Here is a 14,046-nt window from a genome sequence, read left to right on the forward strand (position 1 = left end):
CGGTGAGAACCCGCCGCCACACTGAGCTGCTCTTGCTCCTCGCGGCAGCGCCGGTGGTCCTACTCGTGTTCGGGCTTGTCAACGCGCGAGCGGCGGCCACGATCGGCTTTGCGGATCTTGCTGTGCCCGCGGGGCTTGTCGCCGCGTTCCTCGGCGCTCACCTCGCGGTCCGCCTCCTTGCGCCAGCCGCCGATCCGGTGTTGCTACCGCTCGCCGCGCTGCTCTCCGGCATCGGACTCGCATTCGTTACGCGCCTCGATCCTGAACTCGGCTCCCGGCAGCTCGTGTGGCTCCTCGTAAGTATCGGAGCGATGGTAGCAACCTTAGCCGCGGTGCGGTCGCTAGAGCGCGCCTCCCGGTTCAAGTACACGATCATGCTCGTCGCACTCGCCTTGCTTGTGCTGCCCACCCTCATCGGTGTCGAGGTCAACGGTGCCCGACTCTGGCTCAGGTTCGCCGGCTTGTCGTTCCAGCCCGGCGAAGTCGCCAAAGTGCTCATCGTCGTCTTTCTCGCCGCGTACTTGGCCGAGAAACGCGAGGTACTCTCGATATCGACCCGCCGAGTGCTCGGCGCGGGCGTGCCAGCGCTGCGCCACCTCGGGCCCCTCGTGTTCATGTGGGCGATATCGTTATTCGTGCTCGTCACGCAGAAGGATCTCGGCTCGAGCTTGCTGTTCTTTGGACTGTTTCTCGTGATGATCTTCGTCGCCACAGGACGGCTCGCCTACGTCATGGTTGGACTCGGACTGTTTGCCGCAGGCGCGGCCGTGGCCTACCAACTCTTCGGCCACGTGCAGTCCAGGGTCGCCATCTGGATCGACCCGTTCGCCGATCCGACCGGTCGCGGCTACCAGCTCGTCCAGTCGCTCTTCGCGCTCGCGGCCGGTCAGATGACGGGCGTAGGCGTCGGGCGCGGACTCCCTGAACGCATCCCGTTTGTGGAGACCGACTTCATCTTCACCTCGATCGCAGAAGAACTCGGTCTGCTCGGCGGCGCGGCTCTCATCATTGCTTACCTGCTCTTCTGCATGCGTGGCCTGGCGACGGCTGCGCGAGCGCGCTCCGACATGGCGGCATTCACCGCAGCGGGACTTGTCGCTGCGTTTGGACTTCAGACCTTCGTCATCATCGGCGGAGTCACGCGCCTCATTCCCCTCACCGGCATCACGCTCCCGTTTGTGAGCTACGGCGGGTCATCGATGCTCGCCAACTTCATGCTACTCGGACTGTTGCTGCGCGCTGGCGACGCCGGGACGGGCCGAGCCGCCGAGATAATCACCCTCGCCAGCGACGGCGGAGCGCTCGGCAGGGTCGCACTCGCGCGGCGGCTTGCGGGCGTGGCCACGCTGATTGGCGTACTGCTTGCGGCACTTGTCGTCAACCTCACCTACCTGCAGGTCGTGGTCGCTCGCGACCTCGACAGCCACCCCGCCAACACGCGCGGTCTCGCCTCCGAGATCCGGTCGCCGAGAGGCTCGATCGTAACCGCGGACGCCGTTGTTCTCGCGGATTCCGTAGCAAACGGCGAGCTGTACGCACGCCGCTATCCGCAGGGCTCGCTCGCGGCTCACGTCGTCGGATATCACACCCTCACGTACGGACGGGCTGGCATCGAGTCCTCCATGAACGGCGCGCTCACCGGGCAGCGGGTCTTTCGCACCTTCCGCGATGCGGTGGATGCCGCAGCCGGGTTGCCAGTGGCCGGCAACGACATCTGGCTCACCATCGACTCCCGGGTACAACAGGCCGCCGAGCAAGCGCTCGCGGGACGTCGCGGGTCGGTGGTCGCGCTCGATCCGCGAACGGGCGCGGTGCTCGCGATGGCCTCGGTGCCCGCGTACGACCCGAACACAATCGATGCCGAGTGGGACGCGCTTTCCTCGGCAGAGGGATCCCCGCTGTTCGATCGAAGCATCCAGGGCCTCTACCCGCCTGGCTCCACGTACAAGATCGTGACGCTTACCGGAGCACTTGCGGCGAACACCGTCTCCGCCCAGACCACGTACACAGCCCCTGGGCGCCTTGAGATCGGAGGCGCTCCGGTCACCAACTACGAGGGCGGCGAGTACGGTGTCACCGACGTGCGCACCGCGACGATGCGTTCGATCAACACCGTCTTCGCGCAGATCGCCGTAGACATGGGCGCCCGGGAGCTCGTCTCGGCGAGTGAGAGGTTTGGGGTGGGCAAGACCCCGCCGCTGGAGATCGAGGCGCGTGCGTCGCTCATGCCTGTCCCCGGCGAGATGACGACGTGGGAAACCGCGTGGGCGGGCGTGGGCCAGCCGGTGGGAGAGCACGAAAGCCCGCCTGGGCCGCAGACCACGCCGCTTCAGATGGCGCTGGTGGCGGCGGGGATAGCCAACGACGGCAACGTGATGCGGCCTCATCTCGTGCAGCGTGTCACCGACTGGGCCGGACGCGTGATCACGACGACCGAACCGCGTCGCTGGACTACCGCGGCGGACCCGGCGGTCGCGGCGACCGTGCGCGACATCATGGTCGCGTCGGTAGAGTCCGGCACGGGTACCCGCGCGCGTATCCCCGGCGTCGCGGTGGCGGGCAAGACGGGGACCGCGCAGGCGGGGCGCACCGTCGAATCGCACGCGTGGTTCATCGGGTTCGCCCCCGCGAACGATCCGCAGGTCGCGGTGGCCGTCATCGTGGAGAAAGCAGGGCCTGGCGGGCGGATCGCGGCACCGGTCGCCCGCTCAGTGATCGAAGCGGCGCTCGCGCGGTGAGACGCGCGGTGAGGCGTGATAAGAGAGTGCGTCGATGCGATAGAATAGCTGGGATGAGACGCCGCTGTCACTCGGCGGCCGACAGCTTGGAGCACGCACGTGGATGACATGGTATTCGGACGTAGATACCGGGTGACCGAGAAGATCGGTTCGGGGGGCATGGCGGATGTCTTCAAGGCCGTCGACGAGGTGCTCGGCCGTACCGTCGCTGTCAAAGTCCTCCACGCTCGCTACGCTGCCGACCCCGGGTTTGTGGCCCGCTTCCGCCAGGAGGCGCAGTCCGCGGCGAACCTGTCCCACCCCGGCATCGTCAACATGTACGACTGGGGCCGTGACGGCGAGACGTACTACATCGTCATGGAGTACGTGCGCGGCACCGACCTCAAGCACCTCATCGAGGAGCGCGGCCCGATCGACCCGATGAACGCCGCCGAATACGCCTCGCAAGTGTGCGCGGCGCTCGCCGTCGCTCACGGATACGACATCATCCACCGGGACATCAAGCCGCACAACATCGTGCTCACGCCTGACGGCGCGGTCAAAGTCATGGACTTTGGCATCGCGCGAGCGGGCAACACGACCATGACGCAGACCGGCTCAGTGCTCGGAACGGCGCACTACGTGAGCCCCGAGCAGGCACAAGGCCGCGCGCTCGGCCCCGCGAGCGATCTGTACTCGCTCGGCATCGTGCTCTACGAGCTCACTACCGGGCGGCTCCCGTTCGATGCGGACACACCGGTCGCCGTCGCGCTCAAGCAGGTAAACGAGCAGCCGGTTTCGCCGCGCCAGCTCAACCCGCAGATCCCCGCGTCACTCGAAGCGGTCATCATGCGAGCGCTCCAGAAGGATCCGGCGGCCCGCTACGCGTCCGCCGAGGAGATGCGCGCGGACCTGAAGCGAGTTCTTAGCGGGGGCGTCGTCGAGGCGGTCGCCGCGGTGGCCGCAACCGGTGCGCCGACGGGCGAGATGTCGTCACACACATCTGTCATGCCCGCGGTCGGCTCTGGCGGAAGAGGCGCATCCGCCCCTTCTACGCCGGGCTCAGGGCCTCCGCGCATAAGGCCGGTGCCACAGCGCCGCAACCCATGGCCGTGGATCGCGGCAATCGCACTCGTGCTCATCGCAGGACTCAGTGCCGCGTGGGCGATGGGCGCATTCGATATCACGCCAAAGGTTCCCGCGCCAGACCTTACCGGAAAGACCGTCGATCAGGCGCGTGAAGCACTCGAAGAGGTGGGCCTCACCCTCGGCACGATCGAGGAATCGCACAGCGATGAGTACGAGCCCGGTCTGGTAATCGACCAGTCGCCCGAACCCGGCATATCGATCCAGGAGGGTTCAGAGGTTGCCGTAACCGTTAGTCTCGGCGCAAACGTGTCCGAGGTACCCAACGTTGTCGATCTTCCTGAGAGCGAGGCCATCCGGATGTTGCGAGACGCCGGATTCGACTTCGATCCCCGCCGCGAATACAACGTGGACGTCGCGGCCGATACCGTCTTCAAGCAGGAGCCTGCTGCGGGGGCAATGGCCGCTCCCGGCGCAATCGTGACGATTTTCGTAAGCCGCGGCTCGGAACTGCGCCGGGTACCCGATGTCGTCGAGCGGACGGCTGAGCAGGCGACAGCGGACCTCGAGGCGGCTGGATTCAAGGTCGCGGTAGCCGAGGAGTTCAGCGACACGGTGCGCGAGGGCCGTGTGGTCAGCCAAAGCCCAGACGGCGGCGTATCGATCGACGTCGGATCGACGGTGACGATCCGCATATCGCAAGGACCAAACACCGTGACTGTTCCGGATGTCATCGGCAAGACGGAAGCCGAGGCGCGAAGCGCCCTTGCCGCTGTCAACCTGCGAACAGAGGTCACCTACCAAGAAGACCCGCGCGACGGTGTCGTGCTCACCCAAAGCCCAATACCGGGCGCCACCGCGCGCCCCAATGATCAGGTGCGCATCACTGTTGGCAAAGCCCCCGCGGTCGATGGCGGCGGCGAGTAGGCGGCTCGCGGCGGCATTGTGCTCACAGATTATTCCGCGCCCTGGAGCGAGCCGGGCTTCTCGGCTACCATGTACGAGCGCGTCATGGGCCCCCGTAGCTCAGGGGATAGAGCACAGGTTTCCTAAACCTGGTGTCGCACGTTCGAATCGTGCCGGGGGCACCACAGAAATTGCAGGCGGGAGAGGACAAGCCCCTCTCCCGCTTCCTGTTTCCCAAACCTCGTACCGGCCCAACACGCAGGCTGAACGTTCGGCCTTGTTGCCGCCGGGATGGGCGATCACCGTCAACGACGTGGACAGACGGTTACGCGATGCCCGTCTGGCGCCAGACCCCCGCAGCCAGCGAAAAAGACGGCAGGTACCACGTGAACGCCCCGGCGAAGTGTCCCACCATGTCCCGCCGCATGAACGTTCCCAGGGTGTCGCCCGAGTCGAGTGTCATGACCACAACCCACCCCACGATCACCATGACGGTTGCCAGCACCGCCAGATGCACTAACCCCCTCGCGCTGAATCCTTGCCGGATCGTGCTGATGAACGAGAACGCCATCGGTGCCGCAAGGATGATGACCGTGATCGCCGAGAGAACCGTCATGACCGCGAAGTTCTCAGGGACGAGAAAGACGCTCAGTGGGATCACGATCAACATCATCGCCAAGAACAGCAAGGTGACGCCGGTCAACGCGACGAGCGGAGCAAGCACCGCGCTGCGGATAGCGAGTGTGCGCGCGTCGTCTCTGGAATCGGTGGCAAAAACGACCGCGGGTCCAAGAACAAATGGGCCGACGATGAGCGCAAGGTAGGCTGGGGTGAACACATCTATCGAAAGAGTGTCGATCAGGAACAGCGCCGGGGCGAGAAGAAGAGCGGTACACGCGTAGACGAGCCCGTAGGTGCCAAGCACACGCGGTGCGAAACCTTGTGGCGGAAAGTCCACTCTGTCTCCTCTCGAAGGCGCTGAAGCCCTACTGAAGCTACCATCGCATCCGAGCTGAAGACATGACCTACGTCAAACCGTACTCCTCAAGCGTGTCGAGCACCTCATCGTCACTTGTCTGGCCGAACTCGCGATAAAACTGCCCGACCGCGTAAAAGATCTTGGGCCTCTCCACCGCGACGACCTCATCGGCAAAAAGCGACACCTCTTTGACCGCCCCGGCGGCAATCACCGGCGCTGCGAGGATTACGCGCGCGGCACCGTGCGAACGTACGTAGCGCAAAGCCGCCAGCGCGGTAAGTCCGGTGGCGATCCCGTCATCGACCACGATTGCGGTCATACCAGCGAGCTCGGGCTGAATTCGACCGCCGCGATACAGGTCTACCCGAGCAGAGACACGTTCCCGGGCGCCGCGGGCGAGGCGCTCGAGCTCGGAGATCTCGTAGCCGGCCGCAGGATTGGGCGTCACCCGTCCGTCGGCGTCCACGGCGCCTACCGCATACTCGGGGTTGCCCGGAGCGCCGATCTTACTCGCGACCACCACGTCAAGCGGTAGGTCGAGCAAGCGGGCAATCTCCCCGCCCACGACAACGCCGCCACGCGGAATACCGAGCAAGATGACATCGTCGCGCCTCGCATGCCCGCCGAGAAGCTCCGCCAAGCGCCGACCAGCGTCGTGCCGATCCCGGAACATGAATCACCCCGCTTCAACAGGGGAACTCTTCTACGAGGTTATGCCCTTTTCGCGACGCGTGGAGCGCGAGTTATCCGGCCGAGACCGAGCGGCGCAGATGAATCTCGTCTCTCGAGGGGATGCCGGAAAATCCAGCGACAGACGCGCCGGCGCGATCGGCAAGCAGGCCCACGGCTACTTCAGCTATGACGAAACCGTGACGCTGATAGAAGTAGAGTAGAGGGATGTCGTCGTTTGAGACCGCGACGCGAATCGATGGCAGCGCACGCTCGCTCGCGAACCCGACCGCCGCCCTCAGCAACGCGGCACCGACACCCTGGCCTTGATACTCGGGATAGACAGAGAGCAGCACGATCACCGCATCGCCGCGATCTACGGCCACTGAGAGCAGACCCGCCAGCTTCCCCTCAGCGTCTGCGATGAGGTTCTCGCCCGTGAGCACGTCGAATGTGCGATCGAACACGTCGACCTCGGTCTCCCCGAGGGCGCGATCGCAGATCTCTTCGATATCGCGGCGATCGGCCGGGGTTGCCTGCCGGACCTCAAACGTCACCGTGTCGGGAGTCTGGTGCTCGGCGCACGTGACCGTCATCCTCGCCTCGTTGAGCGGCAGATCGTTGCTGCACGTTGGACAGCGATATTGCGGATAAGGCAGATCGAAATCGTGAAGCATGATCCACGGCTCCAGAGTATTCGTCGGGACGTTACCGTTATACCGTTTCTTAGCGCCGGACGCACGCGCGCTTGTCCTGATATCCTGCTGCACAAGCACGGCCGCGTGCCGCCGCGACTCGTTCGCAAGCCCAAAGGAGCCCCGTGTCGAGCTCGCCCGCAGACAAGCACGCGTGCCGCGCCCTCGGCCAAGCCGCGCGCCGCCGCGTGCCTGATGGCGACCGGGCGCACCTCGCCGCCACCGCCGCGACACGGCTTCTCGCGTTACCGGAGATCGCTGGCGCACGCACCGTTCTGGCATACGCGGCGTGCGCTGAGGAGATCGACCCGGCGTCCGCCATCACCGCGTTGCGCGAGAGAGGAACCGCCATCGCGTACCCGCGGCTCGCCGGGCCAGGACGCCTCACCCTCCACCTCGTCATCGACGACACCACTCTTGTGACCGGTGCCTTCGAGATACGCGAACCGCCACCCGGCGCCCCAGAAATCAGCCCGACAGAGATTGACGCGGTGATCGTGCCCGGCGTGGCGTTCGACACGGCATGCGAACGCGTCGGCCACGGCGCCGGCTATTACGATCGGCTACTGCCCACGCTCGACCGCGCGTTCACGGTGGGGTACGCGTTCGACGAGCAGGTTCTTGACGCGATTCCTGCCGAGGACCACGACTTCCGTCTCGACGCCCTTGTGACCCCCACGAAAACGCTAAGACGCACGATCGCCTGACACGCGGCCTACCGCACCAGCTCATCTATCGTGAGAAAGACGTATCCGCGCGCCTTGAGCTCAACGATGAGGCGCGGCAGCAGCTCGACGGTCTGAGCCCGGTCGCCTCCTCCGTCGTGCAGCAATACGACCGACCCCGGCGCTATTGCCCTCAGTAGCTCGCCGAGCATGGGATCAACGCCGGGCTTGCGCCAATCCTGGGGGTCGACATCCCACATGACCAATCGCATGCCGAGACGCTCGGCCTCCCGCATGACCTCCGCGTCAATCGCTCCTCCCGGTGGCCGGAACCACGTGGGGGCGATTCCCGTCACGTTCTTGAGCGCTCGATTGCCCTCTGTTATCTCACGAGAGACTTCCTGGGGGGACAGCCGCGTGAGCCTTGCGTGAGAGTAGGTGTGGTTGGCGACAGTGTGCCCATCGTTCACGACGCGTCGCGTCAGCGTCGGGTATCGCTCGGCGAGATAGCCGACCATGAAAAACGTCGCCCGCACCTCGTGTGCACGGAGGATGTCGAGAATCGCTTCCGTGTGTCCCGGCCACGGTCCGTCGTCGAACGTGAGGGCGACCACCTTTGATCCGGGCGCTGGCACGTAGCGCCGGATGAGCATCGGCTCCATGGGCACGGATATCCGATCGGAGACGTGCTTGCCCGACAGCACTCCCACCACCGTCTCGCGCACGCCTACGACCCCAGGCGCCTCAAGGGAGACAAGCGGTCCCTTGCCGATCCGCTCGACGGCAACCGGTATGGGTGTCTCGACGACCTCGGTCGCTTCTGTGACGTCACTTCCGCGTCTGACAGAGACCGTGTCCCCGTCTCTGAGCCGAGCCGCACTCCAAGCCAGACGTCCATTGTGAAAGACGACGGGCGGGTTGCCGCCGCCGCTTTCGATCACTTCGCCCTCGACATCTCGCAGGTCCCCGGGAACAGGCGTGATGAGGCCATCGGAGACAAGATCGCCAAAGGCCGTTCCCATCGGCACTCGAAGCTCCGCGCCTGAGGCGTACACCGTGACAGAGAACGCCGGCGCCGCCACCGCGAGTATCGCGGCCCCCACAACGAGAGCGAATGCCACGTGAAGAAACGACGGTGGCGGATGATGGCGTGAGCGCGTCACCGTGCACAGACCCGTCGATCGTGACGTCATCGCGATATCCGCGCCACCCGGGCGCCAGTCATCTCGAGCAGGTGCGCAAGTCGCATCCGCACCATGGAAGACGGGGTGCCCGCGGCCGGATAGACGATCTCAAATCGTGCAAGTGATTCGTCAGCGAGCACGATGAGATCATCGGGCAGCGCAAATGGCGACACGCCTCCGATCGCATAGCCGGTCTTCTCTCTCACCGTTTCCGCATCGGCGAAGCGCGCCTCCTCCCCGCCGAGCAACTCTCCAATCGCCTCACCGTCACCACGCCTGTCACCTGCGACGAGCGCGACTAGCGGCGTTCCGCCCACAACAAACACGAGCGACTTCACGATCTGCCCAAGCTCGCAGCCCATCGCGTCCGCGGCCATCTGGGCGGTCTTGGTGGAGTGCTCGAACTCGACGATCTCCTCGGCGAGTCCGTGTGATTCTAGAAACGCGCGAACGCGGGCGGCCGAGCCTTTCTTGCGCGTCGGCCCTTCGTGCGCGTGGCAGTCATGAACGGTCACGTAACGGACTTCCTCTCTCGATTGGACGAATGATGTGCCCTTAGCGCCGACCACGCAATGGCGTGCGCACGGTCGCGCTCGATCACTACTCTACCGTTGGAGACGGCATGCGGCGAAGCAACGGGGCGCGCAGCGACTCAAGCACGGCTTCGAGGTTCTCGGTGATCACCGCGAGCGATCGCAGATCAAGACGCATCAGCGGGTACGCCGGATGCGGACGCTCAACCGTAAACCCGTTCCGCAGGAGGAAATCCATCCCCACCATCGGCGAGACCCGCACATCCGCCGGATTCGCGAGCGCATACGCCCAGACACGCCGCTCGCCGCGCCCATGCATGTCGCGCAACGCCGCATGCAGCAGCAATCTGCCGAGTCCGTGTCGACGCGCGTTATCGCGGATGTGAAGACACGCTATGAGCGGCGCGTCCGGATCCGGCGGCCGCACCGGCAGGTGCGCGGTCTGGGGGAAGTACTCGACCGGAGCGTACTTGATGAAGCCGAATACCTCGCCGTTTGCTGTAGCCGCCCGGCCACACTCTCCCCACTCCTCGTGCACGCGCCGGAACCACTCCCGTTGCGCTTCTTCGTCGCAGGTAGAGCCACACACGAACTCCTGGACCGCTACCGACTCCCAGTACATGCACCCAGCGCACACGTCATCGACCTGCGCGATGTCCGCCACACCGAGCGGCGCGAGGCGCCTGCCGCTCACTTCCGCGCCTCCCCGTCCCGCATACCTTCCTTAATGCCTTCCGCAAAACCCTTCCACGCCCCGCCCATACGCCCACGGCCCTTTGAACGCCGTGCGGCCTTCACGGCGGCCACTCCCGCGCTCACCGCGCCTTTCGCAGCCGCAGACGCGACGCGCTCTGCCGTCGACTTCGCCACGGCCGCACCTTTTCCGGCGCTCGCGGCAACGCCGCCGCTGAAGTGGGCCTCAAGAGCACTGTCGGACACACGAAGGACTTCGCCATCGAATCCAAGCAGGTGCTCAGCGGATATCCGCCGCGTCCCCACCGCGACGTTACGCGTCGCGCCGCCGGTGAGCTCTATCTCAATGACTGTTCCATCAGACGCCAGCTCGACGTCGCCCACGCACCCCATGTCGACGCCGCTCTCGGTCAGAATCTGCTGGCCGACCCACACGACCGAACTCTCCCACTCCTCCGTGGTGCGATTAGCACCCTCTCGTTCAGGCTTCTTTCGCGCGATAAGCCGCACGCCTGAGCGCTTGATTGAGGCCTGCGACGTAGCGACGTAGCGGCGAGGCCGCTCGATGAGGTGCAGCCACGGGCGCATGCGCACCTCGACACCGATGAGCACGGGCCTTTTGGCATCGAATACGCCGCGCGTGACCGTGCCCACGAGACGGTCCCGGCCGTCGTAGACGTTCACACCCTCGAGTTCCTTCACGCGCATCTGTACCTACCGTCCCGCTCGACAGCACACGAAAACAGGCCGACCGCTACAGCGGGAACGGCCTGTTCGCGCTTGTGCGCACGGATATCCTGGCTCCTTACCGCGCGCCTTCTCCGGGCCTTGTCGCCTTCTCCTCGACCGCTTCGAGCGCCTCGTCCACCTTTGCCTCAGCCTTGTCGAGCCCGGCCCTCACTACATCGCCGACCTCATGCATCTTTTCCCTTGCGACAGGAGCGACCGCAGCTACCTTCTCGCGCGCCGCCTCGCCCGCGTGACCAACCTGCTCCCTTAGACGCTCACGAGCCGAGTCTATCTTGACCTTGAGCTCCTCGGCCTTCTCGACGGCTGTCTCGCGACCGGTCTCGTAGACCTCGCTCACGCGCGCGCGCCCGGTCTCGTAGATATCCTTGCCCTCGTCAAAGTACTTGGACGCCGTCTCCGCGATCATTTCCCTGTTCTCCCTGCCAGAACGCGGCGAAAAGAGCAGACCTAACAGCGCGCCCACAAACCCGCCGAGAAGAAACGCGCCGATGACACTTCCTCCACCACGACGATCACACATATCGATGCACCTCCGCTGGGAACGGCCCGGACATAATACGCCACACAGGACGCGCGGCTCCGCCTGAATCTCGTCCTGTCAGTACTCTACTTTGTACCCGATTATCCCCGCTCTCCTCGCCGCTTCAGCGCACCCGCCAATACCCGTTCTACCACATCTTGGAAGGTCATGCCGCACGCGGCGGCGGCCATGGGCAGCAACGACGTCTCTGTCATGCCGGGAGAGGTGTTGCACTCAAGCACCCACACTCCGCCGTCACTGCCGACGACCATGTCGGCACGGCTCACGTCCCGGCAACCGAGTAGCTCGTGCACCTCTTGCGCATACCGCCGCACGGTAGCCGTCGTGTCATCTCCAAGACGGGCAGGCACGTAGTAGTCAGTCTGGCCCGCGGTGTACATCGCGTCGTAGTCGAACAGTCCGCTCTTTGCGACTATCTCGACCGGCGGCAGTACCTGGGGGCCCTCGATCCCGTCGAGCACGCTCACCGCGAGCTCGGTTCCCTCGATCCACTTCTCGATGATCGCAGCGTCTCCGTACGACAGCGCCGAGAGAAGCGCCTCCGCGAGCTCCTCGGCAGTATCGACACGTGTCAGGCCGAGCGCTGAGCCCTGCTTCGACGGCTTCACAACGACTGGGAATCCGCCCACCGCCCCTGGAACGAGATCGAGAGCCGTGGCCGCACCCATCTCCTTGAACGCGTCGGCCGTCAGCGTGATCCAGCGCGGCGTCGGGATGCCCGCATCGACGAAGAGGCGCTTGGCTACCGGCTTGTCCCATGCGAGTGCCGATGCCGTGACGCCGGGTCCCGTGTACGGTATGCCGAGGAACTCGAGCAGCTCCTGGATGGTGCCGTCCTCGCCGTACTTGCCGTGCAGCGCGATGTAGCAGGCGTCCGGTCTCTCGGCGCGGAGCGTCTCGACGAGTGCGGGTGTCACGTCAAGCGGCAGTACCCGGTAGCCAGCGGTTTCAAGCGCCTCGGCCACGCGCTTGCCGCTCGAAAGCGAGACATCGCGCTCAAGCGAGCGCCCGCCCATGAGCACCGCTATCTTCTCTCTCATGCGGCTCCCTCCTGCGCTTCCGGTAGCGCGCCCGCCGCGATGAACGCCCGGTACAAGCCGAGACGGTCCTCGATCACCTCGGCGAGCCGCCGGATGCCCTCTTCAATGGCCTCCGGTTCAGCGTAACAGAAGGCCAACCTCATGCAGTTGCGTCCGCGCCCGTCAGGAAAGAACGCTGAACCAGGCACGAACGTCACCCCGTGCTCGACCGCCTCGGCGAGCAGCGTGCCCGCATCGAGAAAGTTGGGCAGCTCGACCCAGACAAAGAATCCTCCCTCGGGCCGTGTCCACCGGACCTCGGCCGGAAAATGCTCGTGAAGCGCTGAGAGCATCGCGTCGCGGCGGCCGGAGTACGCCCGGTTCAGTCCCTGCAAAACGCGCCGCCAGCGGGTGCCGGCGAAGTAGCGCTCGGCGGTCACTTGCGCAAAGGCGCTGCCACACAGGTCGGCGGCTTGCTTGGCGAGCAGAACCTTGGCGAGGATGGGATGCGGCGCCGTCATCCAGCCAAGCCGTAGGCCGGGCGCGAAGATCTTAGAGAAGGTGCCCAGGTAGATGACATCTTCATCAAGTGCACGGAGCGGCTTTACGTGCCCGCCGTCGAAGCGAAGCCGACCGTACGGATCGTCCTCGATGACGGGAATGTCGTACGCTCGCGCGAGTTCGAGCAGTCGCCGACGACGCTCGGGAAGCAGGGTAACGCCGGCGGGGTTCTGGAAGTTGGGAATCGTGTAGATGAACTTCGCGCCGCGCGGCCCTAGCCGCGTGAGCGTCTCTTCGAGCGCATCGACCCGCATCCCGCCCTCGTCCATGGGCACGCACTCGATGCGCGGCTCGTACGCCGAGAAGGCCTGCAGCGCCCCCACGTACGTGGGCCCCTCGGTGACCACTACGTCACCCGGGTCGATGAATACCTTCGCAAGCAGGTCAAGTCCTTGTTGCGCGCCCGCGGTCACGATGATGTCATCGGCGCCGAGGCGCACGCCTATCTCGGCCATGAGCTCGGCGATAGTGACACGCAGCGCAGGGCGGCCCTCGCTCGAACCGTACTGCAACGCCGCCGCTCCCTCGTGCAAGACCGCCTCGCTAGCCGCCATCGCGGCCGCTTCCGCTGGTACGCGCGCCACGTCGGGCATGCCGCCGGCGAAGCTGATCATGTCGGGACGGCTGGCTGCCGCAAACAAGTCCCTGACCGCGCTTGAGCGCACACCCGCCATGCGCCGGGCGTAGCGCCCGTCCCACCTGTCGAACACGATCCTGGCGGTACCCATCTCGGCTCCCCTTTCCTGCCGAAGAAACACAAAAGCCCCTCCCTGGATAGGGCGAGGGGCTCTTCGCGGTACCACCTATCTTCGCCCGCCTGCACTCTCACCAAGTATCGTTGCGCTTCATGGCGCGTGCGGTGGGCCTCGTTGATGCCGGGATACCGGTCCGGCGCCGATCCGCTTCCAGCGCCCGCAGTCTGCGAAGCGCCCTGGCGGAAGACATGGGAGGGGTGGCTGGGCTGATGGCGCCCTCTTCCCTCACGTCTGTGATGTTGCTCTATTCGCCCCGGAAGCATTCCCGAGGTTGGGCGCGAGGATAGCACCGG

General features: G+C 65.4%; 13 protein-coding genes and 1 tRNA gene. 4 read left to right on the plus strand and 10 right to left on the minus strand.

Features of this window, described 5'->3' with window-relative positions:
• Positions 1-2: 2 nt before the first annotated feature.
• The 3 genes from KGZ40_05240 to KGZ40_05250 all read left to right on the plus strand — a co-directional run bounded on the left by KGZ40_05240 (position 3) and on the right by KGZ40_05250 (position 4,894).
• Entirely contained in the window at positions 3-2,738 is a 2,736-nt protein-coding gene (locus KGZ40_05240; GenBank protein MBS3956914.1) for an FtsW/RodA/SpoVE family cell cycle protein, read from the plus strand.
• 99 nt (positions 2,739-2,837) lie between these two features.
• A complete protein-coding gene (gene pknB / locus KGZ40_05245; GenBank protein MBS3956915.1) occupies positions 2,838-4,730 on the plus strand; it encodes a Stk1 family PASTA domain-containing Ser/Thr kinase in 1,893 nt (630 codons plus the stop codon).
• Between the two features lie 88 nt (positions 4,731-4,818).
• Positions 4,819-4,894 (plus strand) — tRNA-Arg (locus KGZ40_05250).
• 140 nt (positions 4,895-5,034) lie between these two features.
• Here the strand turns inward: KGZ40_05250 and KGZ40_05255 are convergent.
• The 3 genes from KGZ40_05255 to KGZ40_05265 form a co-directional block, all read right to left on the minus strand.
• Positions 5,035-5,667, minus strand: coding sequence for a hypothetical protein (locus KGZ40_05255; GenBank protein ID MBS3956916.1), 633 nt, complete (start codon positions 5,665-5,667; stop codon positions 5,035-5,037).
• A 67-nt stretch (positions 5,668-5,734) separates the two neighbouring features.
• Positions 5,735-6,361, minus strand: coding sequence for a phosphoribosyltransferase (locus KGZ40_05260; protein ID MBS3956917.1), 627 nt, complete (start codon positions 6,359-6,361; stop codon positions 5,735-5,737).
• 70 nt (positions 6,362-6,431) lie between these two features.
• Positions 6,432-7,034 carry a GNAT family N-acetyltransferase gene (locus tag KGZ40_05265; protein MBS3956918.1) on the minus strand — a complete coding sequence of 201 codons (603 nt, stop codon included), beginning with the start codon at positions 7,032-7,034 and terminating at the stop codon, positions 6,432-6,434.
• 143 nt (positions 7,035-7,177) lie between these two features.
• On the opposite strand from KGZ40_05265, the gene KGZ40_05270 reads away from it, so the two are divergent.
• A complete protein-coding gene (locus tag KGZ40_05270; protein MBS3956919.1) occupies positions 7,178-7,759 on the plus strand; it encodes a 5-formyltetrahydrofolate cyclo-ligase in 582 nt (193 codons plus the stop codon).
• Between the two features lie 8 nt (positions 7,760-7,767).
• Here the strand turns inward: KGZ40_05270 and KGZ40_05275 are convergent, their stop codons facing one another.
• The 7 genes from KGZ40_05275 to KGZ40_05305 form a co-directional block, all read right to left on the minus strand.
• Positions 7,768-8,910 carry a polysaccharide deacetylase family protein gene (locus KGZ40_05275; GenBank protein MBS3956920.1) on the minus strand — a complete coding sequence of 381 codons (1,143 nt, stop codon included), beginning with the start codon at positions 8,908-8,910 and terminating at the stop codon, positions 7,768-7,770.
• Positions 8,907-9,416 (minus strand): YbaK/EbsC family protein, encoded by a 510-nt coding sequence (locus KGZ40_05280; protein MBS3956921.1) that lies wholly within the window; start codon positions 9,414-9,416, stop codon positions 8,907-8,909. The genes KGZ40_05275 and KGZ40_05280 overlap by 4 nt, the downstream gene beginning before the upstream one ends.
• Positions 9,417-9,501: 85 nt before the next feature.
• Positions 9,502-10,128, minus strand: a complete 627-nt coding sequence (locus KGZ40_05285) for a GNAT family N-acetyltransferase (GenBank protein MBS3956922.1) — start codon at positions 10,126-10,128, stop codon at positions 9,502-9,504.
• Positions 10,125-10,829 carry a hypothetical protein gene (locus tag KGZ40_05290; GenBank protein MBS3956923.1) on the minus strand — a complete coding sequence of 235 codons (705 nt, stop codon included), beginning with the start codon at positions 10,827-10,829 and terminating at the stop codon, positions 10,125-10,127. Before KGZ40_05290 ends, KGZ40_05285 begins: the two co-directional genes overlap by 4 nt.
• Before the next feature lie 103 nt (positions 10,830-10,932).
• Positions 10,933-11,397: a YtxH domain-containing protein gene (locus KGZ40_05295; GenBank protein ID MBS3956924.1), complete on the minus strand. Its 465-nt coding sequence runs from the start codon at positions 11,395-11,397 to the stop codon at positions 10,933-10,935.
• A 101-nt stretch (positions 11,398-11,498) separates the two neighbouring features.
• Complete coding sequence (locus KGZ40_05300; protein MBS3956925.1) at positions 11,499-12,458, minus strand: D-alanine--D-alanine ligase; 960 nt, start codon at positions 12,456-12,458, stop codon at positions 11,499-11,501.
• A complete protein-coding gene (locus KGZ40_05305) occupies positions 12,455-13,726 on the minus strand; it encodes a PLP-dependent aminotransferase family protein (GenBank protein MBS3956926.1) in 1,272 nt (423 codons plus the stop codon). Before KGZ40_05305 ends, KGZ40_05300 begins: the two co-directional genes overlap by 4 nt.
• Positions 13,727-14,046: the final 320 nt, after the last annotated feature.

The sequence above is a fragment of the Clostridiales bacterium genome (assembly GCA_018333995.1).
In the GTDB taxonomy this organism is placed as follows: Bacteria; Actinomycetota; Coriobacteriia; order Anaerosomatales; family SLCP01; genus JAGXSG01.